Below are 24,405 nucleotides of genomic sequence, written 5' to 3' on the forward strand. Positions count from 1 at the left end.
TTTTTATCAGGAATCACATTGTAGCAAGGCCAGAACTTCGCTCTCATCGCTGGGGTCATTGGTGCCCAGCTCGCCGCGGAAAGCGCGGGCGAGGATGGCTTTTTTGATGAGGCCGATCTGCTCCAGCACCCCTTCGGCGGCTTCCTTGGCCTGCCGCTCTTTGGCAAGGAGATTGTCAAGGATACGGACGATCTCGGTTTGCTCGTCTAAAGAAGCAAATGATAGTGGGATAGTCTTAACTTTTCCTGCGCTCAGATTAAATAGCCCCGCAGTGGTTTTGGCTCGCTCCTGCATAACGGATTTTCCAGCTTGGCTATTTAGATAAGAAAGCACATACTCTGGCAAAACATCTGCTGTTTTATTTCTCATCCGAATAATGTGATTTTGATGAATACAGAGAGGTAATTCATTATGCCACATTGCACAGCGACCGATTTCGTTACCACTACCGTTTCCTTCTACGATAAGGATATCCTTATCCTGTAGTTTGAGTTTTTCAAGTTCTTCCGGAGTCACCTCGAAATACCGTATATCCGAAAGATCAATTTTGTCTCTATACACATTTGCTACTGCCAGATACGGGATTGGATTATCTCTGGGACTACGAGCAGGAGTTTTTTGAATTCCTGAAACGATTTCAAAACATTCTACTAACTTATGCGTTTTCCAACTTTCCATCCCTACGCCGTGTTCTCTCCTCCACTGGGCGGTGAGGTCGCCGGTGAAAGCTTTGTGGAGGATGGCGGCTTTGCGGGTTTCAAAGCTGTCCAACGCATCCTGTGCCTTTTGTTTGGCCTCGTCCAGCTTGGCAAACAGGCTTTCAATGCGGTCAACAATGCGCTGTTGTTCGGGAAGGGGAGGAAGCGGTAAAGGCATCTGCTGAAGGATTTGACTACTCACTTGAGCAAAGGTCGTCCCTGTTGCATTATCATACAAATATTGTTCAAACGCATTAAAAAAATATTTGTAAAACGATCGATCTCCTATACAAGGTCTAATAGCCGCCACGCCTCTGCCAAGGCAATATTCTTTATCCGAATACACAGGCTTTCCTAATGTTGCGCGTATACATAGAATTAAATCCTGATTAGTGGACACTTTAGTTGGCACCTTCGTATAACGCGTTGCCTTGGGATATGCATCACCCATGTCAGCAGCACCACCAATTAAAGGCGTGCATCTGCTGTCATCTGTTGTATCCGCTCCAGAAGGAGATTGCCCCATTATTATTAAAGTAGTGCTATCCAGTCTAACCCAACACCAATTCCCTGGCACCGGATACGGCTGCTCGCTCTCTGGCACCAACGCCGCCTGCAAGCGCTCTTCTGGCGTCAGGGTTTCTTTTTTTCGCCCTCTCGCCATCAGTCCTGCACCTCCAGCGCCCGCAGCTCCTTCACCACGCTCATCAGCAGGTCGACGGCCTCTTCCAGATTGGCGGCGGCCTCCTCGGCGCTGTCCGCCGGGTCGGGCAGGTCGTTGTAGTCCAACACCGAGTCATCCCGGATGAGGCCCAAATCCAGGCTGTTGCCCTTTTCAGCAATCTGCTCCCGGGTAAAGACGCTCCACCGCTCATCCTGCACAGCATGGCGCTCCTCAGCCTTGTAAGCCTTCTCAAAGTCTGCGAAATGTTCCCTTTTTAGCGGTGTGGTCTTGCCGAAGCTGGGCATATTGGTACGCAGATCGTAGAACCAGACCTCCTTCGTGTTGCCCTTGCCGCTCTTGCCCCGGGTAAAGAACAGCACATTGGTTTTGACGCCCTGGGCGTAGAAAATACCGGTGGGCAGGCGGAGAATGGTATGGAGATCACATTTGTCCATCAGGTCACAGCGGATCTTCTCGCCGTCGCCGTCCGCAAAGAGCACATTATCGGGCAGCACCACGGCGGCCCGGGCTTTGCCGCTCTGCTTCAGGCTGCGGTAGATGTGCTGGAGGAAGTTCAGCTGCTTGTTGCTGGTGGGGAAAGTGAAGTCGTCCCGGGTGGCGCGTTCGCCGCCCTTCTTGGTGCCGAAGGGCGGATTGGTGAGCACCAGATCAAAGTCGTGGAGGGCCTTGCCCTGATTGGACAGGGTATCTGCCAGCAAAATCTGGCCGTCGATGTCATGCAGCATGGCGTTCATCAAAGCAAGACGATGGGTATCATGAACCAGCTCGCAGCCGGTAAAGGCCTCGTCCCGTTCGAACCTGGCCTGGTCAGAATCCAGATTGTAAAAGTCGTCGGTGTGCTCCTTTACATACTGATGGGCGGCGATCATAAATCCAAAGGTGCCGCAGGCGGGGTCGTTGCACCGCTCACCGGGCTGGGGCTTCATCAGCCGTGTCATCACGTCGATAAGGACGCGAGGGGTGAAGTATTGACCGGCGCCGGACTTTTTCTCGCTGGCGTTTTTCTCCAGCAGTCCTTCGTACAGGTTGCCCAAACCCTCTTCCCGGGCCGAGTACCAATCCAGGCCGTCGATGGCGGTGATGATTTTTTCCAGGTTCTTGGGCTCGTCGATGTTAGTGGCGGAACCCTGATAGATCTCCCGCACCCGGCCGGTGCAGTTTTCTCCCAGATGAACGAGCAGCTCTTTATAGAACTTCTTCAGTTCAATGCCGCTTTTAGCGGTAAGCTCATTCCAGCGGTATGCGCAGGGGATCTGGCTTTCCGCGCCGGTCTCCTTTGCCATCTTCAAAAACAGGATATAAGTAAGCTCGGTGACATACTGGTGATAGGTAATACCATCGTCCCGCAGCACATTGCAGAGGTTCCAGAGCTTGGATACAATTTCCTGGGTGGTCATGGCCGCTCCTCCTGTGGTAAATATGCGCTCGCGTCTTGAGGCGTAAGCCCATAATAGTAAGTGCCAAAAATCTCTTTCGTTCTCTTTAAAATGTCAGAGTGATTTTCTTTTAATCGAAAAAGCAGATGGTCAATCCGGATACGGCCCAGATAAAACTCCTTTGTATTCCCGTTTATATAAACCATGCCATCTGTAACGCCCACAAAAAAGTCAGAAAGAAAAGCGTCTGGATTTTTTGGATGTCTTTTTTGCGCAATACCGGTTCCCTTAATGTAGTCCCTTTCATGCTCATTGATATTACGCCACTGCCGTATCTCTTCCCGTTGTTCTTTCGAGGCAATTGCATCTAAAAGAGCTTCTAGGGAGGGATCATCTTTTTTCTGCAACGCCCTTTGCAGTTCATCCAAATAACAAATTGTTTGATAGACCGCTGTGATCAGAAACTGTTTTTCCGCCTGTAGCAAACTGCTGATTTCGCCTTGCTCCCAAGGCAATTTCCCCTCAGTGGGCTTTTCACAGACATCTATAAAGCGCAAAAATTGATACAGGCACGCGTTACACCACTGTGCTGTGCGTAATGCCAACTCCCCAATACGTTGATTCCCGCTCTTTATTGGTGTATTCTCTATCAAGCGGTTCTCCCTCCGTCATCGTACAGATACTCGTTGAGTTCCAGCACGATGCTTTCTAACTTATTTTGGAAAATCCGGTCGATTTTCTTAAACCCGCCCTCACCTCTGAATCGGGTGTCCTCATCGAAAACGCCCACATTGAGCACGGATTCCTCCATGAGGTATTTTTCCATGCGGCCGATCCACTTTTGCTCGATAGCCGTGAATTTATGGGCCTTTTTCAGCTTGTCCACCGCCCGGCGGATACGGGCTTCGTGGCTGATGAGGGTAGAGCCGATGGCATACCGGCGAATCAGGCTGATAATGTCCGCCGTCATCTCCTCGTTGGTCAGCTCCGATATGGCGGTGTTAAGCTGCTGGATGGTGAAGCCCTCCCGGTCCAGCGTCAGGCGCAGGTCCTTTAAGCTCGCCCGGGTCAACTCCTTCGGCCGGGTGCAGACGATATTCAGCGCCGCCACCTCGTTGAGATGGGTCTGTACATAGCCGGCAAAGTCGTCCAAATAGTCCTCCGGGCGGCTGCCGGTACCGTAACCACGGGTATGGCTGACCAGTTCATCCGGCGTATCGGAGACGACTACCTGGCGGTCGCCGTTGGCCCGAGGCTCCCCCAGCAGTTCAAACAGGTCCCGATGCGCCAAAATGCGGCTGCGGGCCTGCTGAGGCGGCTCCTGTCCCAGCTGCTGAATAAACCGGCTGGGGTCCATACCGCCGGTCATGCTGACGAAATGCTCCATGGTCTTGCTGTCCAGTTTCTGCTTTTTCCTCTGGAGTTTTGCGATGATCTGGTCGATCTGGTACTCGATCTGTTTTTCCTCTTCCAGCACTTCCAGGCCGTCCAGCAGTTGCCCAAAAGAGACGGACGGATTGGCCGCCAACGGTTTCATGGTGTTAACCGCTTCCAGGGATTCATAGACGCCCACCGGGTCGTAAATCTCAAAATGGGTCTTATGGATCTTGGGGCACAGGCGGGTAGCACGGCCCAACATCTGCTCAAACAGGATGCGGGATTTCACCCGGCGCAGGAACACCAGGTTGGTGATCTCCGGCACATCGATGCCGGTAGTCAGCAGATCCACGGTGACGGCAATGCTGGGATAGCGCTCATTCTTGAACCGCTTGATGGCCTCCTGTACCTTTTTGGGATTGCCGCCGCCCACGCTGCCGGTGATCTTCATGATCGCGTCGTTGTCCACTCCGTATTCAGTGTAGATGTTCTTAAGGATGTCCACGATCATGTCGGCATGCTGATCATCCACGGCATAGATGAGCGTTTTGCCCTGTTCCTCCGGATTCTCCGGGTCGATGTCTTTGGCGATCTCGGCCAGCACCGCCTCGTTAAAAGGGCGGGTGATGACCTTCTTATTGAACTGCTCCACATCGAAGTCGAGTTCATCGTTGAGCAGTTCGCTGTTGGTGATTTCGCCGGTCACCGGGTCGTAGACGGTGACGGTATCGCCGGATTGATAGTGGATGCCCTCATCGCGCAGTCTGGTATGGAGATCGTGGGGCGCGTCGTGATCCACCAGATACCCCTCGATGACCGCTTCCCGATAGGTATACTTGAAGACCGGCTGGCCAAAAATCTTGGTAGTCTGGAGGGCAGGGGTAGCTGTCAGAGCGATTTTCACCGCATCAAAGTACTCGATCACGCTGCGGTATTTGCTCTGGTAGTCCCTCTGATCCCGATAGAGAAGTTCCGTGTCCCCCATCTCCTTGTCCAGAAGGTAGCCCCGGTGGGCCTCATCCACAATGATCAGGTCATAGTCGCTGACCGCAGGCATGGTTTCCCCGTCATTATAGAGAACGCGTTTCACCATCCCCTGTACGGTGGCCACCTGGATGCGGGTCTCCCGCTCGATCTCCTTGTCTTCCAGCCCCTTGATGTTATAGATGTCCGCCAGAGGCATCAGGTCCTCCAGCCTGACCTCTTTGAACACATCCAATGCCTGCTCGCCCAGGGCGGTGCGATCCACCAGGAACAGGATTCGTTTGAAACGGCCGGTCTTCAAAAAACGGTAGATCATGCCCAGCACTGTTCTGGTCTTGCCCGTACCGGTTGCCATAGCCAGCAGGGCCGTATTTTTCCCATCCATGATGGCTTGTTCGGCCGCCTGAATGGCTCGCAGCTGATAATCTCGGAGATTCAGCCCATCTTTATCCCGCAGCAGATCAAAGGCCATCTGCTCCAGTTTCCGATTGCCTGCATCGATATCCTTATCCATCAGCTCCAAAAGATTATCCGGACTCATCCATCCCCGCAGAGCCTTCGGTGCATTGGAGGGCTGGCGGAGATCCAGAAACCAGATACCGGACTTTGTTTTATACTGCTCCAGATATGGCCTGCCATTGGTCGCAAAGGTAAACGGCACTTTATAACTGCCCCAGGTCCCAACCTGGTACTGCCCATCTGCCGCGCGAATATTGCGGGGATAGTCCTTCCCCTGATAATCAATCACGGAGGGAATGTCCTTGTGCTCCGCCTTTGCTTCAATGATACCGACAAATTGCAGGCCTATAAAAAGAGCATAGTCGGCATAGCCATGATTTCCTACTGTGGAGTCCGTAGGCCATTCAGCGATGGCGATGTTCCGACCTTTGGCAGGGAGCGTTCCCTTTGAGAAGCGCAGGTTCTCCGTGTCGGCCTCCCAACCCACCTGCCGCAGCTGCTGGTCGATGAGGAACCGCGTCTCCGCCTCGGTCCTCTGGCGCTGGCTGGCCGTCTGGCTGGCCCGCTTGCGGCGGCTGTCTTTAGAAATCGCTTTTGTCTGTGCGGCTCTTGTCACGGCCTGCTGTGTCAAGCGGGTTTCGGTTTGCTCTTCCGCCGCCTGATCGATGGCCTTTGCCTGCCGCCGCGGAGCAGGCATCACAAATTCATGGTGTTGATAATTCCAGTCGCCATAAGTCTGCATGAACCATTCGCACAGGCTGTGCGCCATAGGCAGAAGCGCCGTTGCATCTGTGACAGAAGCATAATTCTCATGAACCGCCTTATTGCGCGCCTTGCGGAGAACGTGCAGAATATCCACCAGATCCTGTGTCAGCAAGCCCTCACAGTAGAGGGTATCAATCCGCTTTACCGCTGTATGATCGTCTGGAAGTGAAATCCGGTCATAGGTAAACATCAGATTGACGATTGTTTCGCCAATCATCCCCAGCTTCATTAAGCAGGAGTTGGGATCACTGTAACAGTATTCTTCTGCCAACTGGCCAAAGTTGAATAAAACAGGGAAATCTTTCTCTAAAAAACAAAAGTTGCTGTTCATGATATCCCTCCATTCTCTAAAGATAGGGCGTTTACATCTTTTCCCGTTCCCAAAACACCTTCACATTATAATGATTCATAGTGCTTCCTGATTTTTTGAGCCATAAGTTCCCGCCGCTTCTCCAAAAACTCGCCATAACGGCTTTCATCCATATCAAAGACCTCCAGGGGAATGCAGTTCATTTGCAGATTTTTCATCAATATATCCCGATCTGTGATGGAACCACAAGTGATTATCCCGGTATCACACTGGGCCAATGCTTCCCGGAAATACACGGTTGGCGCCTTCCTACCAATAGATTTATTAACCTGTGCATCCAAAAAAGCATAATTTGCAACTTGATTATACTTCCCTCTCTCATACCCCAGCGATTTAAGATATTCTTTGGAGAATACATGGTGGACGTCTGCGGCGGTTAAGAGGAGATCACGAATCTGAAGATTATTGGACAATAGGGAAATATCATTCATCGCAACCTGCGCCGCCAAGTAAACAAGATAGGAAGGATTGTTGGTCGACGTATTGCAGAGATTCTGCGGAACCGCTACTTTCCAAAATGTGTCAGACAATGTTGCCGCTTCAATGTCTTTTAAGGTTGAAAGCACACCGTTTTCATTAATAAGACGAATATCCCGAGCAAAAGCCGACTCAGGCGAGGCGCTATATCGTCCCGTTAACACAGATAATACGTACCATTTTTGTACTGTCCTCTTCACCTCGCCAGGAGATGCTTCTCTCGTTCGGGTAAGTATGAGATACAACGTATACGCAAAGTCTAAAGCCATTTGTGAACTAACCACCTTGCTGGAGACGAACCCTGCACCTCGGAGAGCAGCCATAAACTGCTTGAAATTATACTCGCTGAATACGTTCAGTACGCCCGCTTTCAGTTTTGCATAGGTGTCAGCAGTAATCTCTTCCCGATACTCTTTTGTATCGAAATCCCGGCCCGATAATAGGCTTACAAGATCAGACAATTTAGCGCGGGGAAACTTATGCATAAATGCCACTCGAAGGACATCATCATAATCCGGGTCATAAACATCGTCCCGTTCATCTTTTAGCCATGAAATCTTCGGCCAATACTCGGTAGCAGCGAACGTAGCGTCCTCCCGAGCGATGAACCTGGCAAAAGAGGGGTCTACCGCCAAGTGTGCAAAGTAATCGATAGCCTTACGTAAAGTGTTGCCACCGTATATCTCATCCGAGGCAATTTTAGACATAACAAAGTCGCCTTGGCTTAATGCAGTGCCTTTGGAATTGATACGGATAAATATGTCTGTGACCACATCAATATCCAAGTGCTCTGAAAGCTCAATCACACCAATGGACCGATTCCCAATAGCGCGAAGTTTTGTTATGATTCTGTCCAGCTTCTCTGGTTTCATTTCCGGATTGTCAGTACAATATTGGGTAATAAAAGAAAATACCGAAAAGTCGTTTTTGAATACATCCGCGATGTCCGGTATCCATCGCTTGCTCCTGAGATGGCTGGAGTCCTGTACTGCAAAAATATCCGCATCAGGAGCATCAGAAAATGCCTGAAATGGGTCAAATGCGATTTTGACGCGGTCTTCTTTGTAGCTGCTATTGATAACTGGTATTCCGGCAATAGCAGTCATTAAGGCGGTGACACGTTGTTGTCCGTCAATTAGAATTTTCTTCCCGGCAGAAACACTTCCGTCTTTCAATCGAACATTGGGATTTTTCCAGATAATCAAATAGCCGGTTGGATAGCCTTTATACAGAGAATCCAAAAGGTCCCGTACCTGTGTACGCTTCCAAACAAAAGGGCGCTGAATTTCCGGAACTGCAATGTCTCCCGATGCAATCAAACCTAAAATTGCGCTGACACTCAATGAATTGGGGGTGTACTTCTCTATTTCCATAATGCTTAATCTCCCTTTTCATCATCCAGTATTAAGATTGCGGGTAAAGCAAATCGGGCAAATATGCCCCAGCTGTCTTACGTTATAGTTCCTTCATAATTTCTACAAACTGCTCAAGTTTATAGGCTCCACCAATACCAAAATCCTTTTCTTTATTCTTGGATCGTTCACGTTGTCATTGTAGACCCAGCCCTCGTTGCCTGTGTTGTAGGGCGGATCAATATAAACGCACTTGACCTTCCCCTCGTGCTGGGGCAGCGGGGCTTTGAGCGCCTCCAGATTGTCCCCCCGGATAATCATGTTTTCGCTTTGGTCTGCGTTGTATGTATACTGTTCCTCCAGTACCCGGTAGGGAACCTCCAGGTGATGGTTGACGACTTTATCCTTGCCAATCCATTCAAGTGTGGACATAAATGAATCCTCTCTTACCTGCTGAACTTCTATAACAGTCATTTTTACACAGCAAGCGAATATAGAAAAATTATAGCGCATTGGTATCCAAATAGCAATTCATTTGAAATACCCTCGCTGATTTTTGACGTTCCCACCGCCTTCCTCACAACTGCAATGTACAATTCTGCCACAGAAGCGGGAGGAAACGGTATAGGTAGTTGCGCCGTTCCAGTGTGGCAGGCGGCACGGATTTTTTCCGAAGCTGAAACCGGCTTTGCCGGTTTCCCTGCCGCCTTGCGGCAGACAAGCCCGAGTGGTATAATCAAGAGGAAACAAATGGAATAGAAGTAGGAATGAATATTATGTAAGACCGCAGGGGGGTCAGAAAAGATAGCGAGCGGCAAATCGAAATTTGAGGGGACAATGTATGAAAGATATAAAGCGAAAAGGCGCCAGAACAACAAAGGATATTTCGCCGGAAATTCTAGAAAAGCTAAATCATGGCGAGATAGAAACTGCAAATATTGTAGAATGGTTTGCGATTGACAGGCGGCAATTACTTTCCATTGTGTTGCTGCAAAATAAGAGAGAAATCTATTTGCAGCCTATTTTAGAACACGTCAATCAACTGAAAAAACAGACATCTAACACCATAAGCGAAGCGATTGGAGAGGGGCTTTTTTTGCAGGCTGACAAACATTGCGACAAGGAATGTTTAAAAATAATCGCAAACCATTCCTCCGATTCGGTTCGTAGCTGGGGATGTTTTATGGTGGGAAAGAACAATTCCTTGAGTCTTAGCCAAATGCTTAAGGAAATAGAAGCTTTTGCAAGGGACAGTCATTTTAACGTTAGGGAAGAAGCATGGGTAGCTGTCCGCCCCTCGGTCATTTCTAATCTGCATGAGAGTATTAGCATATTATCAGAGTGGGCATTGGATGAGAATGAATATATTCGGCGTTTTGCAAGCGAGATTACACGTCCCAGAGGCGTTTGGTGTAAACACATTGAGGTATTAAAAACAACTCCTGAACTGGCTTTATCAATTTTAGAACCTCTAAAATCAGACAAATCCAAATATGTTCGGGATAGTGTTGCAAACTGGCTAAATGATGCAAGCAAAACACAACCGGAATTTGTTAGAAATCTCTGTGAAAGATGGAAAGAAGAAAGCAACACGGAGGAAACAAGATACATTATTAAGAAAGCTTTAAGAACGCTTCGTAAATCAGAGGAAGCGGTATAGAGGGAATCATCGTAGAGGAGATATGAAAATGGTGCATATAAGGAAAGCAAAAGAAACAGACCGTAATAATGTGGCGTTATGTATTGCAGAGGGATTTGAAAAGTATTTTTCAATATTATGTAAAGATTATCAAAAAGTGGCGGATGCTATCGCAATGGGATTGAATATAGAAAGATTTTATGTAGCAGATATAAAGGGAAATATTGCGGGAGTGTTGGCAATTTCTGATTGCAATGGCAGAGCCGCAAAAGCAGAAAAAGTATCTTTGAAGAAGCATTTTGGGTTTATTAAAGGAATTATTGGTACTTTTGTTTTGAAAGAAGAATTTGAAAAGCAACTTGAGTATCCTGTTACAACTGGATACATAGAATTTGTAGCAGTACGAAAAAAATACCGCAAACAAGGTATTGCTACAACTATGCTTCAAGAAAGTATGTTGCTTACAAACTATCAAGATTTTGTACTTGATGTTACTGATATAAATAATTACGCTATTAAATGTTATACGAGTATCGGGTTTGAGGAATTTAAGCGTATTCCAGAAAAACACGGTAAACAAAAAGGTTTTAATGAGAGGATTTTTATGCGGTATTGTCGCAATTGATGTAATAATTACATGGTGCTAGCACCATGTAGATACGGCAATCAAGGAGAAAATCTGTGATACCCGTATGATATCTGTTTGCTCTGAAACTGTAAATACGGCGTAAAATATGGATATTATGGCTATGAAAACCCTTAAAAAGCGATTAAAAATTTAACAATTATGTTATAGTTATAGGGAGATAAAATATGCTTAGCAGCTTACCGGTTGCCGGGAAGCTGCTAAGCTGGTCAACTGAGAAGGCCACAGCATAGCCGTGGCCTTCTCAGTACAAAAGACGGGCTATCAGCTTACCGCCGATAGCCCGTCTTTTGTTATCACATTCCGCTTGTCGGCTGCCCAATCTGAATGTTCCTCAATACTTCCTTATCAGGTGTCAACCTTTTGAACTGCGCCCTTTTTTATTTTTATATGTATCCTGTTGCTATCTTTTAATCAAATGGCCCCATGCCTGTCCTGCTGCTTTGGAATCAACCAGATGAATTTTTTCAAAGAACCAGAACAAAGCAGGTTACAATTGGAATTGGAACACATCCTGTGTTCCGTTGTAATCGCGTATAAATTCCTTGCTGTTATGCAGGCGCGTGACAGTGGCAAACGCCTTGCCGTCCTTGAGGTAGTTCAGGGTATAATCAATCGCATACGGCGCATTGGCAAGCGCATTGTCAATCAGATAGCTCGATTCAAAAGCTGTTATATCAAATAAATCGTCATCGCTCATGCCTTCAGAAGTTAGATTGAGAGTAAGAGACACATTATATATATTCTTCTCACTCCCCGCACTTACAGCACATTCATAATATTCGTCGCCTGTGATATCCGCAGACAGATTTTCGCTGATAAACGTATTGATCTCATTGATGGCAGCGTCAGATTTTTGGCCGCAGGCTGCCAGAGAGACGATTGTAAACATGGCCAAAAGCATGGCCAGGAATCGATTTTTCACTGTGATTGCCTCCTCATGGAAAAACGCGGGATGCACGCGCATCCCGCGTCCAATTTATAAATAAAAAATAGTTGTGAAGCAACTATTTTTTTGCGCATCCGCCAGCTCTGTGGGCAGGCGCATTTTAATCAAGCGGCCCCGCGCCGGGGACGGCGCGGATGGCCAATTTTTTATAGATTGCGCAGCGCAATCTATAAAAAATTACATCTCGCTGATTTCAACCGAGGTGATCGCAATATCCTCTTTCGGCTTATTTTCGCCATCGCGCTCGACAGCCGCAATCTTCTCTACAACATCCATGCCCTCGATCACCTGTCCAAACACCGTATCGCGGAAATCGTAATTTGGTACGCCGCCGGCATCCAGATACTTTTGTACCACCGATTCCGGGAATCCGCCGTCGAGCATTTCGTCGGCCAATTCCGTTGTGATCTCACTGTTCTGAACAATGAAGAAGCGGCTTCCATTCTGATTAGGCGCACCGCCGTTGTCCATTGCCACAGCGCCATTAAAATGCCACAGATTCAGACTGTATTCATCAGCGAATGCGCCGCCGGCATTGCTGTCCCCGCCGGTCCCATCGTTGTTCGGGTCGCCTGTCGTCATGCGCACGCCCGGCACGACCTCATAGAATTTGAGTCCGTTATAATATCCCTTTTCCGCCAATGCGATAAAGTTCTCAACCGCTTTTGGAGCCTCGTCGGGATAAAGCGCGATTTTAATATCACCGAGGCTTGTCTTGATGGTCGCGACCTTGCTGCCCGCAGCAGGCGTTTCAAACTGCTTTAAGCTGATCGTTGATTCATCGATCTGCATGTTGTGCCCATAGATTTCAGCTGGTGTGGACGGCATACTCGTTGCCTGTGACGCGCCGGCGGAAGCCGTAGACGAAGCGTCGCCCGCCGGTTCGGGGTTATCCTTACCGCAAGCAGCCAGCATGGAAATCATCAGAGCCGCGCAAAGGAGCATGGCTATTTTTTTCATAACGATTACCTCCGTAATGGATGTGTGATACGACGCCGCGCGGCAGTGCGCGACACCGTCTGTTCCCAAAAATCAGGCGCCGATACTCCTCATATTTTAACATAAATTTGGACGAAATCAATTCGATGCGCCGGATATTCATAGTAAGTTTACTTTTACAGCGTCCGGCAAATTGAAAACGGCGCCGGTTATCACCGGCGCCGTTGTTTAATTTTTACATTGGACTGCACCAATCGATACGAAGCCTCTTTCGGCCGTCGTATGCGATTATCTCGTGTGAATGGGTGTGTGAAAAACTCGTTCCTTTTATCTGCAAGTAACACTCTAAAAACATCACGCTGCGGTTACTGTCACAGCGGATGGGCATATTGGCCCTTGCTTTTGATTACTTCGTGCAAGTCAATCGGTCAGAGTTTCAGAATCCGCGGATTTTTCCGGCCTGCATACGAACCGTCTGGAGAAACAACCGCACGGATATCTATTCTGTTTTATCCCCTTCATTTGCGTCCCGCCAACATTTTCAGCCCTTCACCCGACTGATTATGCCAGCGGTGGGGAGTGCGCCGCTTTGCAGTCTTTCTTTACAATGCTTTGGATAATCCCATTTATGATTGGAACACTTTAATTACAGATTATTTGTCCGCATTGAAACGATCTCGCCTCTTGCGATTAGACATCTTCCTTTCGGTATTCTTTAGATGAGAATAGCCGTTAACAATTCCTGTTTTCCTGGGTTCAAAACTTTGGATTGTCTGAGGAGTTTATATTTTGTCTGGACGAAACCTGCAACCACATGGTCCGAAATTGTCATCTAGAAAGAATCGCTGTCCGGCGCACAGTCCCCCGACGCAAATGAGAAACTGTGTGAATCTTCGTACATGGGAACCACCGCCTTTCTTTCTGTGTTGCCTTTTTGCTTCCCTTCTCTGTACTTTTATTATATGCGCTGTGTCATAAGAAATCAATATATATTTTCAACAAATTAACAATAAATATATGCACAATATGCTGAAAAGAAAGCATTTGACATTTTTGAGCTGATGCATTATCATGTTAATGTAAACAAAATGCGGCACACGCAAAAAGGAGTATATTGCTTATGGCTGATCTGGGAAACGAGGAATACGGGCCGGAGCTGATCACGCTGATCGACGACGAGGGAAATGAACACGAGTTCGAGATCATCGACACCCTTGAGCTTGGGGAGCAGCGTTACATTGCGCTGATTGCCGGCAACGACGGGCCGCAGGGCGATCATGACGACGATGGCGAATTGGTCCTGCTCAAGTCTGTTATGGACGGCGGCGAGGAGTTTCTGGAGGCCATTGAGGACGAAGCTGAATTCGACCAGGTCGCGGCTGTGTTCATGGAGCGCCTGTCCGACAGCTTTGAGTTCACCGAGGGCGAAGACGGCGAATAAAACAGGATTTGTAAAACCTCCCTGCTGTACCCGACAGCCCTGCCCTTTATACTCCAACAACTGTACTTTGGGAGCTTCGTTTTCACGCGCGGAGTGCAGACCTCCCCTCTAAAGGGATGAAGGGAGCTGGAAACGCGTAAGCGGGCGTACCCACCTTGTCGTATGACGGGGGTTTACAGCTGGCAGGGCATCGATATGGCGGGGGTTTGATATGTCAATAAGGGCCGCGGCTGCTTTTAGGCAGCCGCGGCCTTCAGCGTGTCGAGTTTTTCGACACGCTGCTGGACGGGGAACCCGAATCGCTGCGGCTCACAGGCTCGCCTTGCTTACTTGTTTCCCCGCCAGTACCACCCCTCCTCTTGCCAAACCGCCCGCAGAGCGGTTTGGCGCTTCAATGTATTTTTGTCCGGCACATGTCTGGACAAAAATGGATTTTTACAGCAACAGCGCATTGTCAGGCCTGTCGGACTTTTTTGACAGTCAGAGGGCCGCGGCTGCCTGAAAGCAGCCGCGGCCCTTTCGGTTTGCAGAAATTTTTTGGCCGTCTGTCCCTTGTCCTCATCCCACTATCTGATAGCCGCCGGACAGCCCCTTTGTATCGACAAGGTACCGGCGGTAATTGCGCGGGTCGACAAGTACGCGTACCGTTGTACGCCCGTTTAAAAACGGCGCCGGGTCGCTCCACAGATACGCGCTGCGAAACCGATAGATCGTGCGCGTCTCCGCGTCGGTGTAGTGGCATTCGATCACATATGGGACGCGGCCGCAATAGCGCACCCCATATTCGCGGACACAGCCGTCCAACTGTGCATTGACCGGACGCCCGTTTTCAAGCAGCCACCGGTGTAGGCGCGCCCGCCGGGCAATGACAAGCAGTCCGGCCAGGCCGACCAGCAAGGGGATTGCACCGCACAGCAAAAACGGCAGCATTGCGACCACACCCATCCGGAGCGGAGCGGCCAGAATCACGCCCAACACTGAAAACAACAGCCCGACGCCCGAAAAAATCATAAAAAACAGCCGGAGAAATTTTATGAGATCGCGGCGCAAAGCGACGCCCCCTTTTTCATACGGATATATCCAACGCCGCGCTTTCCGCCGGGGCCGTCTCCACAGCGGCCTGTGCTGGTGCAAAGCCGTCCACAGGCGGCAGCGGCGCGGCGGCCTGCGCCGCCGCATTTTCAAAGAATCCGCCGCCTTGCGCAGCCGCACGATCCTTTGCGGTTTCCTTCATCGCATAATTTGCTTCCTCCCTGCGCCGCTTTTTACGCCGGCTGGCCAGCTCGCCGCGCAGGCTTTCCGCCTTTTTCTGTTCCTGCTCTTTTTCAGCGCGGCGCCTTTGGCGCTCCAGCTGGTCCTCCTTGTCAAGATGGCGGATCTTGACGCGGGTGCGCTTCATCAGCTTTTCCATCCGCGCGATCATCCGGTTGGCTCTCGCCTTGTCCTTGCCTTCGCAAAGCGCCGCCGCCATCCGCAAGCTTGCCAGCGCGCGCATAGCCTTCCCCGCGACCTGCTGCACATCAAACCGCGACCGCGCGTTGGCCAGCTCTGTCGCGAGCTGCCCGACCTGATCATCCGGCAGCGAGGCTTTCACCTTTCCTCCGGCGCTGCCGGCGGACGCCTCCGCGCCGGCAGATTGGCCCGCCAGGGTGTCCTTCAGGCGCTCCTGTGCGCCGGCCGCCTGCTGTTCCTGCCCGCTGGCTGCCTGCCGTTCCTGCCCGGCCAGTCCTGCCTGATATGCGTTCTGATAACCGCCTGTCTGCCCGATTCCTGTTACAATCCGCATCGCCGACGCTCCTTCTTACACAAAATCCGATCACATTTCTATAGTAGCGGCCCTTATGTCCTCCCGTTTTTGACTCTTGCCGCAGCAGGGATTGAAGCGCGTACATGCCAGGTTCTATTTATTCGTTACACGCTCACATCCATTGAACTGCCCGAAGAAGGTTTTTTCACAAGCACATTGCCGCTTTTCACCAAATTGGCTTCGACACGTTCTCTTGTAACGCTGTCCAGTATGCCGGGATCAAACGGCTGTCCCGGCGCCCATTTCGGATTTGCCGCCTTGACCGCCGCATACATCGCAGAACGGTATTTGCCTTCATACTGCTGCAACGTCCACGTCCCTTTCGCACGATCCTCTTTCTTTACGCTTAACTGGTATTCTCTGAAAACCTGTGACCTTTTCGTGGTATTTCCATTGGAAATCCCGTTTTCCTGAATAAATTCCCTTTTCACATTGTCGAACATCTTCTGCCGCATTTTGTCAGACACGGGTATCAGCTGCTGCCATGTAGAGCGGTCAACCTTTCCATCTTCCCCATGATACATCCCAGGAACAACAATCCCTCCCGGCCCGACAAAATCCCCGTCAGAATTATAATTCTGCATCACATTTTTCATATAAGCATTCTCGCCGCCGAACAGCTCATACATCAATTTTTCCTCGGGCGACATTCTGGCTACCTCTGCACGATGAGCCACCAGAAAGTCCTTTGCCGCAGCCTTGTACTGTTTACTGTTTGTGTTAATGCCTGTATAAGCAGTATTTCTGCCGGCACCGAATCCACGAATGCCCAATGACATCATATCATTCCTTTCCGGCCTTTGTTTGTCATTTATAATATTCGGATTGAACAAACAGAATAAAAGAGGCTTTGTGAAGAAAATTTGTGCATTGGCGTCGCAGGGCACGGACGATAAATTTAAGCCGCGCCGCCTTATACAGGCGGCGCGGCTTTTTAAGGGAAAACAGTCCGGCGACTATTTCTGTGCACGGTAATAATTGATCAGGCAGCCGGCCAGGATAATGGCGCGCTCGTCGTCGGTCAGATCGCCGAGCGTCAGCTCGAACGGCCTGACGCCGTCTTTGGTAAGCGCATAGGCTGTGATGGAGGCGCGTTTTTCAGCGACCGCACTGCGGATATGCGGGATAAAGATGCTGTCATATTTCTCAAACGGCGGCTCCCCGTCGATCAAAAACGGCAGCATCCCCCAGTTGATCAGATTGGAGCGGTAACGCTTTGTCGCATATTCGCGCGCGATATTCGCCCATCCGCCGAGCACCTTCTGGCAGGAGGCGGCCTGCTCACGCGCAGAGCCGTCGCCGGGCTTGACCGCGTAAACGAGCGAGCCGCGCCCGATGGAGCCGTTGTCCACATTGGCAAAGCCTTCGATTGAGCGGATCACATGGATGGGGCAGGACGGGTCGTTGTCATCGAACGACGCGCCCTTTTCCAGCCGCATCTTCTCCCGCTTCTGCGACGCCTTTGCCCGTTCCACATACGCGGGGTCCTTGCGCGAGAGCGTGAATTCCGCCAGCTTCAGGGGGTTGGAACGGTAGGACGACGTTTCGCCCGACGGGATCAGCTCGTCGGTCGTTGTGACCGGGTCGGTGATATACGCGTCGGCCTCCAAAAACAGATGCTCTGTCAGCGGCGGCATCTCCGGCCAGTCGGCGATGTTCGGTCCAAACTTGAGCGGCAGCTCCGGCTCAGGCTTGCCCCAACCGTCATAGACGCGGTTTTTATAAACCTCACCGTGGAAAAGATAGGTGGGCTTTGTGAATGTCGTGTCAAGGTCGGTCGCAGGCGTGAGCACACCGCCGTTGCGGGCTGTCGCCGCAATGGAACGCGCGTCCATCAGCGCGACCGAAGCGATCTGACCGTTTCCGGGCTTGGAGCCTTCACGGTTTGGGAAGTTGCGCGTCGAATGGCGGATGGAAAGCCCGCCGTTCGCCGGCACGTCGCCCGCGCCGAAGCACGGTCCGCAGAACGCCGTGCGCATCGTCGCGCCCGCCTGCATCAGCTTGGCCGCCGCTCCGTTCTCCACCAGGCTGATATAGACCGGCTGGCTTGACGGATAAACCGACAGCGCGAATTCATCGACGCCGATTGAATGGCCAGCCAAAATATCGGCCGCGTCGCAGATATTGTCATACGTTCCTCCCGCGCAGCCTGCAATAACGCCCTGATCGACGATCAGGCGCCCATCCTTCACCTTGTCGCGCAGCGTAAATTTCAGGCCGGGATTGTCAAGCGCACGCGCGCCGTCCGCCTCGACCTGCGCGAGAATATCCATCAGATTTGCGTTCAGCTCGTCGATCTCATATGCGTTCGACGGATGGAACGGCATGGCGATCATCGGCTTGACCGTGGAAAGATCGACATACACAACGCCGTCGTAATACGCCCCGTCCTTTGGCGCAAGCTGTTTATACGCCTCGGGGCGGCCATGCAGCGCAAAATAATCGGAAATCTGGCCGTCCGTCTCCCAGATGGAGGAAAGGCATGTCGTCTCGGTCGTCATCACGTCGATGCCGCTGCGGTATTCCACGCCAAGATTGGCAATGCCGTCGCCAATAAATTCCATAACCTTGTTTTTGACATAGCCGCGTTTAAACACCGCGCCGATGATCGCGAGCGCCACGTCCTGCGGCCCCACGCCGGGATGCGGCCGGCCGGTCAGATACACGGCCACCACCTGCGGCCGCCTGATGTCATAGGTGCGGTTTAAAAGCTGTTTGACCAGCTCCGGACCACCCTCGCCAACGGCCATTGTGCCAAGCGCGCCATAACGCGTGTGGCTGTCCGAACCGAGGATCATTTTTCCACAGCCGCTCATCATTTCACGCATATACTGATGGATGACCGCCTGATGCGCGGGCACATAAATGCCGCCGTATTTTTTCGCGGCGGACAGCCCGAACATGTGGTCGTCCTCATTGATTGTGCCGCCCACGGCGCACAGGCTGTTGTGGCAGTTGGTCAGCACATACGGCAACGGAAAACGCTCAAGCCCCGACGCGCGCGCCGTCTGGACGATACCGACATACGTGATGTCGTGCGACGCCATCGCGTCAAATTTGATTTTCAGCTCGTCCATGTTTCCGCTGGTATTGTGCGCCTCAAGGATCGACCACGCGATCGTGTTTTTCGCCCCGGCTTCCCGGTCAGCTGTCAGGCCGCGCGCGGCCAGCGCCCCGGCGGCGTTTTCGTCGTCCGGGATAAGCTTCCCGCCGGCGTAGTATGCGCCGGTTTCGTATAATTTTATCATCAAAATACCTCCCGTATAAAATTTTCCAGCTCACAGACAGAATACCGCCTGCATTTTCAGGACTTCTTGTCCCTAAAGCAGCATGATAAACCCGGCCATCAGGGCGGCAGCGGGCCGCGCCCGCGTATCGCACCGGCCATGAAAAAGTAAAATAACCGCTATGCGGTTATTTTACCATATGGACAGGTCCCATGCAATGAATAAGCTGTATACATTTGTGCCAATGCTATATGGGAACAAAATACAACAGGCGCGGCAGGGCGCCGGAGGGGAGGCCGTTCTATGCGGCGGACAGAACAGAACAAGGGGCGCGTATTCCTGCTGACGTTTGCGTTGGCGGCGCTTCTGCTTTCGCTGATTATGGTTGGTACTGTGCTGGCCGTGCAGCCGACCATGCCGCAGAATCATGCCGACGAGCTGCCCGCACAGGAGCCGTCCTACCGCCCGGCCGCTTCCGAAAGCCTGACCATGGCGATTATCGGAAAAAACGCCTCCGGCGGCGCGTCCGATTTTTTGTTGATCCGTTTCAACCCTCAATATGGTCAGGTTCCGCTGGCTATGCTCCCGTCGGAAACGCTCGTCCCTTACCAGGGCGAGACGATGACCCTTGCGCGCGCTTGGGCGCGTGGCGGCGGCGACGGCGTCAAGCAGGCGTTATCAGAACGATTTGGCATCACTGTAGACCGCTATGCCGCTCTGTCGCGCGATATCTTTATCCGCATCGCGGAAAAGACCGGTTCTGTCGTGTTTGAAATGCCCTATGCCGTTTCCTATCACAGCGATGGTTACGACATCAACATCCCGGCCGGACGCCGCCGTCTCGATGGGCGTGATGTCGCCGACCTCTTTGCGGCTCCGGCGCTTGAAGGCGGTCCGGTGGAACGCGCTGCCCTGCTCGGTGAGCTGACCGCCGCGATCGTCAACCAAAACATCGATTCCGCCGGCAAGGATACTTCTCCCGGACTGTTCAAATTTATTGTAAATCTTGTGGATACGGATCTTTCCTATGTCGATTTCGAGCTGCGCCGCGATGCCGCGGATTTCCTTTCCCAGCTCGGCGACATATCGGTTGCCGGCAGCCTGGCTCCCTCCGGCACGCTGATGCCCGAAAGCCTCACCTTCGAGCTGTCCGAGGAATATGTCTCCACCGTGCGCAAATACTTCGGCGCTTCCTCATAACCCCCGCTTTTTTGAAAAAAAGCTCGGCAAAAACTTTCCGGCCTTTTTGAAAAAAGGCCTCGGCGAAAAACTTTAGTCGGCTGCGCCGCGAACAGTGGGGCGGGTTCCGGTATTTTTACAGGCTGCGCCGCGAACAGTGGGGCGGGTTCCGGTATTTTTACAGGCTGCGCCGCGAACAGTGGGGCGGGTTCCGGTATTTTTGCAGGCTGCGCCGCGAACAGTGGGGCAGGTTCCGGTATTTTTACAGGCTGCGCCGCGAACAGTGGGGCGGGTTCCTGTATTCGCGGCGCATTGGAATATTTTATTGGAAAACCTGTTGACATCTTTCCCCTGGTATGCTAAAATAATATCCGTCGCTATGAAGGAGTTGCAGCCGCTGGTGTAGCTCAGTTGGTAGAGCAGCTGATTTGTAATCAGCAGGTCGGGGGTTCAAGTCCGTCCACCAGCTCCATTGTTTTTTCTGTATTTAGACAAGTTCATATGGGAGAGTTCCCGAGTGGCCAAAGGGGGCAGACTGTAAATCTGTTGTCAGTGACTTCGATGGTTCGAATCCATCCTCTCCCACCAAGACACAAAGAAGGATGCCATGCGGCTTTAGCCGCGTGGCATCCTTCTTTGTTGGGAAATCTGAGTGTCGAAATTTTACTGGCGAACAGTATCGCTCTTCCCCATTTCACGAGCAGAGTCCGGTTTCTCTTGCAAAATATAGATAAAATAGGTATAATATATAGTATTTCATATATTTATGATACTGCAAGTATACAATTTTAGAGTATAGAAACTGCCCAGGCATATACAAATCGCCTCACATTTCTTCCAGATGCTGAAGAAGTGATTCTTGAAAAGGTTTTTTCATGAGATTTTGGTCCTTTAAACAACCCTGAAACAAATTGGCAGCGAAAATTTTTCTAAGGCTGTTAATCACATTACCTTTGCTAAGCGCATTGAATTCAAGGACGCCACAAGCGAGACATGGCAGCTGCGATCCATGTGACGGCGCAGTATCTCATATTTGAATTCTGGCTACGGATATCTTGGCTGTTCGGGCGCGTTGCAAGCCGATGCAATGTTGGGAGGAAGATGATATGTCACTGTTTAATAAATCCGCGAATGAAAAACGCCGGCGCGCCGGCCGGCGTGTTGATCCAAAAACATATACGGCGGACGGCACGCCGGTTTACCGCTATGGGGATGCGCGTGAAACAGGCTGGCGGCCGCCTGCGCCGACGCTTTACTGCAAGGAAATCGAAGCGCATATGGACAGCGCCTTTTCAGGACGGCAGGTTCATGTGCTGCATGAACTGATATCGGATTTTATCCATATTGACCTGCATGTGATGCAGCCGGACACGGCCGGCGGATATTTTGTCCTTTATACGACCGGTATGAGCGATTTGCCCATGTCGGTGCCGCGCGATATCCAGGGACGGCAAAACCTGGAGCGTGCGGAGCTGATGATGCTGCTGCCGGGCGATTGGGACATGCAGGCGCTCGGCGGCGATGTGCGGGAAGGCTGCTGGCCTGCGCGCCTGCTCAAATTTCTCGCACGCTTCCCGCATGAATATGATACATGGTTTGGCGCAGGCCATACCATTCCCAATACAGCCGATTATTTACCCTATGCCGAGAATACAGCCCTGAGCGGAACGATCCTGATCGATCAGCCGGCGATTGCCGGCCCGCTTAAGACGCGTGACGGCGTCCATATCAATCTTTATATGGCGCTTCCTCTGTACCGTGAGGAGATGGAGTATAAGCTTAACTATGGATTGGATGCGCTGATGGAGCGCATGGAACGGTTTAAGCCGTTTATACTCGATATTGCGCGCGAGAATGTCTGCGCAGACAGCGTGCCGGAGGGCGTATGATGGATGGCAGAAACCGCGCCGATATAAAACCCGGCGCGCTTGTAGATATCGTTTTGAAAAAGGATCAGCCGACCGGGGCGCTGACGCGCGGCCGTGTGTCTCGGATTCTGACAAACAGCCGCACGCATCCGCATGGGATCAAGGTGATGTTGGCGGATGGCCGTGTCGGCCGCGTACAGGCAATTTTGGACGACGAATAAGGAGGAACGGCAGATGGTTTTATTTTTGGAATATCCCAAGTGCAGCACCTGCCAAAAGGCAAAAAAGTGGCTCGATGAAAACAGCGTGGCCTATACGGCGCGTCATATTGTTGAACAAAATCCGTCCGCCGATGAGCTGCGCGATTGGGCGGGGCGTTCCGGGCTGCCGCTCAAGCGTTTTTTCAATACCAGCGGCCTGCGTTATAAGGCGCTGGTATTAAAGGACAAGCTCCCCAATATGAGCGACGAGGAGCAGTTCGCACTGCTTGCGACAGATGGAATGCTGGTGAAACGTCCGCTTGTGATCGGAGACGGCTTTGTGCTCGCGGGCTTTAAGCCCGCCGAATGGGAGCGGCTCAAGGCATGACGCGCCGCCTGTTTTACGAGGACGCCTATATAAATGCGTTTGACGCTGTTGTAACCGGCTGCGAAATGATCGTTGACGCATGGTCCGTCACGCTTGATCAGACCGCGTTTTATCCCGAAGGCGGCGGCCAGCCCGGCGATACGGGCGTGCTTGGCGGCGTGCGCGTATGCGATACCCAAGATGGGCCGGACGGGGAGATCCGCCATATAACCGACGGGCCGCTTGCCGTCGGAACAGCGGTACACGGCCAGATCGATTGGCCGGCTCGCTTTTCACGTATGCAGCACCATACCGGGGAGCACATCCTTTCAGGATTGCTGCACAGCCTGTACGGTGTTGACAACGTTGGGTTTCATATGGGGCGCGACGCTGTGACGATTGATCTTGGCCGCGAGCTTTCATGGGATGAATTGCTGTGCGCCGAGCGGCTTGCAAATGAGACGGTCTGGCGCGATGTACCAGTGCGGATCGAATATCCGGACGCCGGGGCTCTGGCGGCGCTTGCTTACAGAAGCAAAAAGGCGCTTTCCGGTGCGGTGCGCATTGTAACCGTACCGGACGCCGATATCTGCGCCTGCTGCGGGACGCATACGGCACGCACCGGCGAGATCGGCATGATCAAGCTGTTGACAGCGCAGCGATATAAGGGCGGCACGCGCGTATGGCTCTGCTGCGGCGACCGCGCGCTCGGGGACTATGAAGCGAAGAACGCGTCGGTTCATGCGATATCGGCGCTGCTGTCCGCAAAGCCCGGCGAAGTCGCCGGCGCGGCCGCGCGTATGCGGGGCGAAAACGAGGCGCTCAAGCAGCGGCTTTCCACGCTGCGCAGGCAGCTTTTCGCATACCGTGCGAAAGAGGTTGAGCAGGGCGCGCCCTTCGCCGTTTTGTTTGAGGAGGCGATGGATCCGGCCGATCTGCGTCATCTGTGCATGGCGCTTACCGGCCGCTGCGGCGTGGCCGTCATTCTGGCGGGCGGCGAAGAGGACCGCTGGAACTATGCGGTCGGCAGCGAACAGACGGATGTGCGTCCGCTTGGCACCGCGCTCAACAAAGCGTTTGACGGCCGCGGCGGCGGGAAGCCCGGCCTGGTGCAGGGCGCCCTGACCGGCGCGCGCGCCCCCCTCTCCCGCTTTTTTGAAACTTACCTTTTTTGAAAAAAAGGTAAGCCAAAAAACTTTCCGGCCTTTTTGAAAAAAGGCCTCGGCGAAAAACTTTCCGGCTTTTTTGAAAAAAAGCCTCGGCAAAAAACTTTAGTCGGCTGCGCCGCGAACAGCGGGGCAGGTTCCGGTATTTTTACAGGCTGCGCCGCGAACAGTGGGACGGGCGCTGCATAATCGGATTTTACGCCGCGTCGATCAAAGGTTTTCGCCCGCCTTTTTCAAAAGGCGGTGGGTGAGGACGTGGCAAAGGCCCTGCGGGTCTTTGTCACGGACGAGGGCGAAGCCCTTTACTCCGGGCCGCAGCCCTCATAAAAGCGCGGCCCGCAGGCCGCAAGAGCCTGTTCAGAGGCAGCCCCTTTCGACAGCAAAATCCATGACAGACGCTGTGCGCCTGGCGTGGATTTTTCTGGCGCTAGCTT

At 51.9% G+C, this 24,405-nt stretch carries 20 protein-coding genes and 2 tRNA genes; 10 read left to right on the top strand and 12 right to left on the bottom strand.

Features of this window, described 5'->3' with window-relative positions:
* Positions 1-6: 6 nt before the first annotated feature.
* From FMM72_RS14325 to FMM72_RS14350, 6 genes are all read right to left on the bottom strand, one after another.
* On the bottom strand, positions 7-1,362 hold the full coding sequence (locus FMM72_RS14325) for a restriction endonuclease subunit S (RefSeq protein ID WP_162221822.1): 1,356 nt from the start codon (positions 1,360-1,362) through the stop codon (positions 7-9).
* On the bottom strand, positions 1,362-2,780 hold the full coding sequence (locus tag FMM72_RS14330) for an N-6 DNA methylase (RefSeq protein WP_162221823.1): 1,419 nt from the start codon (positions 2,778-2,780) through the stop codon (positions 1,362-1,364). The genes FMM72_RS14325 and FMM72_RS14330 overlap by 1 nt, the downstream gene beginning before the upstream one ends.
* The gene (locus tag FMM72_RS14335) at positions 2,777-3,412 is read right to left on the bottom strand and encodes a hypothetical protein (RefSeq protein WP_162221824.1); all 636 of its coding nucleotides are present in this window, start codon (positions 3,410-3,412) and stop codon (positions 2,777-2,779) included. The genes FMM72_RS14330 and FMM72_RS14335 overlap by 4 nt, the downstream gene beginning before the upstream one ends.
* Positions 3,409-6,675: a type I restriction-modification system endonuclease gene (gene hsdR, locus FMM72_RS14340; RefSeq protein ID WP_162221825.1), complete on the bottom strand. Its 3,267-nt coding sequence runs from the start codon at positions 6,673-6,675 to the stop codon at positions 3,409-3,411. Before hsdR ends, FMM72_RS14335 begins: the two co-directional genes overlap by 4 nt.
* 65 nt (positions 6,676-6,740) lie before the next feature.
* On the bottom strand, positions 6,741-8,564 hold the full coding sequence (locus FMM72_RS14345; protein WP_162221826.1) for a GmrSD restriction endonuclease domain-containing protein: 1,824 nt from the start codon (positions 8,562-8,564) through the stop codon (positions 6,741-6,743).
* A 102-nt stretch (positions 8,565-8,666) separates the two neighbouring features.
* On the bottom strand, positions 8,667-8,975 hold the full coding sequence (locus FMM72_RS14350; RefSeq protein WP_243157835.1) for a site-specific DNA-methyltransferase: 309 nt from the start codon (positions 8,973-8,975) through the stop codon (positions 8,667-8,669).
* Positions 8,976-9,384: 409 nt separating this feature from the next.
* Here FMM72_RS14350 and FMM72_RS14355 point away from each other — a divergent pair, with 409 nt between their 5' ends.
* The gene (locus tag FMM72_RS14355; RefSeq protein WP_162221827.1) at positions 9,385-10,203 is read left to right on the top strand and encodes a DNA alkylation repair protein; all 819 of its coding nucleotides are present in this window, start codon (positions 9,385-9,387) and stop codon (positions 10,201-10,203) included.
* A gap of 22 nt (positions 10,204-10,225) precedes the next feature.
* The gene (locus tag FMM72_RS14360) at positions 10,226-10,807 is read left to right on the top strand and encodes a GNAT family N-acetyltransferase (RefSeq protein ID WP_162221828.1); all 582 of its coding nucleotides are present in this window, start codon (positions 10,226-10,228) and stop codon (positions 10,805-10,807) included.
* A 511-nt stretch (positions 10,808-11,318) separates the two neighbouring features.
* Here FMM72_RS14360 and FMM72_RS14365 read toward each other — a convergent pair.
* Both FMM72_RS14365 and FMM72_RS14370 read right to left on the bottom strand, forming a co-directional pair.
* Complete coding sequence (locus FMM72_RS14365) at positions 11,319-11,753, bottom strand: LptM family lipoprotein (protein WP_162221829.1); 435 nt, start codon at positions 11,751-11,753, stop codon at positions 11,319-11,321.
* Between the two features lie 201 nt (positions 11,754-11,954).
* Entirely contained in the window at positions 11,955-12,737 is a 783-nt protein-coding gene (locus tag FMM72_RS14370) for a peptidylprolyl isomerase (RefSeq protein WP_207710361.1), read from the bottom strand.
* Positions 12,738-13,836: 1,099 nt separating this feature from the next.
* On the opposite strand from FMM72_RS14370, the gene FMM72_RS14375 reads away from it, so the two are divergent.
* A complete protein-coding gene (locus FMM72_RS14375) occupies positions 13,837-14,157 on the top strand; it encodes a DUF1292 domain-containing protein (protein ID WP_160210627.1) in 321 nt (106 codons plus the stop codon).
* Positions 14,158-14,715: 558 nt separating this feature from the next.
* Here FMM72_RS14375 and FMM72_RS14385 read toward each other — a convergent pair.
* The 4 genes from FMM72_RS14385 to FMM72_RS14400 form a co-directional block, all read right to left on the bottom strand.
* Positions 14,716-15,207, bottom strand: a complete 492-nt coding sequence (locus tag FMM72_RS14385) for a hypothetical protein (protein ID WP_160210626.1) — start codon at positions 15,205-15,207, stop codon at positions 14,716-14,718.
* A 16-nt stretch (positions 15,208-15,223) separates the two neighbouring features.
* Complete coding sequence (locus tag FMM72_RS14390) at positions 15,224-15,943, bottom strand: hypothetical protein (protein ID WP_160210625.1); 720 nt, start codon at positions 15,941-15,943, stop codon at positions 15,224-15,226.
* Between the two features lie 125 nt (positions 15,944-16,068).
* The gene (locus tag FMM72_RS14395; protein WP_243157836.1) at positions 16,069-16,746 is read right to left on the bottom strand and encodes a DUF3879 family protein; all 678 of its coding nucleotides are present in this window, start codon (positions 16,744-16,746) and stop codon (positions 16,069-16,071) included.
* A gap of 174 nt (positions 16,747-16,920) precedes the next feature.
* The gene (locus tag FMM72_RS14400) at positions 16,921-19,212 is read right to left on the bottom strand and encodes a hydratase (protein ID WP_162221830.1); all 2,292 of its coding nucleotides are present in this window, start codon (positions 19,210-19,212) and stop codon (positions 16,921-16,923) included.
* 282 nt (positions 19,213-19,494) lie between these two features.
* Between FMM72_RS14400 and FMM72_RS14405 the strand changes: the two genes are divergently transcribed.
* The 7 genes from FMM72_RS14405 (at position 19,495) to FMM72_RS14435 (ending at position 23,980) form a co-directional block, all read left to right on the top strand.
* Positions 19,495-20,391, top strand: coding sequence for an LCP family protein (locus tag FMM72_RS14405; protein WP_162221831.1), 897 nt, complete (start codon positions 19,495-19,497; stop codon positions 20,389-20,391).
* 375 nt (positions 20,392-20,766) lie between these two features.
* Positions 20,767-20,842: transfer RNA gene (locus FMM72_RS14410), tRNA-Thr, on the top strand.
* A 31-nt stretch (positions 20,843-20,873) separates the two neighbouring features.
* Positions 20,874-20,958, top strand: a tRNA-Tyr gene (locus tag FMM72_RS14415).
* Between the two features lie 518 nt (positions 20,959-21,476).
* The gene (locus FMM72_RS14420) at positions 21,477-22,259 is read left to right on the top strand and encodes a suppressor of fused domain protein (RefSeq protein WP_160210622.1); all 783 of its coding nucleotides are present in this window, start codon (positions 21,477-21,479) and stop codon (positions 22,257-22,259) included.
* Complete coding sequence (locus FMM72_RS14425) at positions 22,259-22,459, top strand: YwbE family protein (RefSeq protein ID WP_160210639.1); 201 nt, start codon at positions 22,259-22,261, stop codon at positions 22,457-22,459. Before FMM72_RS14420 ends, FMM72_RS14425 begins: the two co-directional genes overlap by 1 nt.
* Before the next feature lie 13 nt (positions 22,460-22,472).
* A complete protein-coding gene (locus FMM72_RS14430; RefSeq protein WP_162221832.1) occupies positions 22,473-22,826 on the top strand; it encodes an arsenate reductase family protein in 354 nt (117 codons plus the stop codon).
* A complete protein-coding gene (locus FMM72_RS14435; protein WP_162221833.1) occupies positions 22,823-23,980 on the top strand; it encodes an alanyl-tRNA editing protein in 1,158 nt (385 codons plus the stop codon). The genes FMM72_RS14430 and FMM72_RS14435 overlap by 4 nt, the downstream gene beginning before the upstream one ends.
* The last annotated feature ends 425 nt before the right edge of the window (positions 23,981-24,405 follow it).

The sequence above is a fragment of the Anaerotruncus colihominis genome (genome assembly GCF_010206195.1).
GTDB lineage: Bacteria > Bacillota > Clostridia > Oscillospirales > Ruminococcaceae > Anaerotruncus > Anaerotruncus colihominis_A.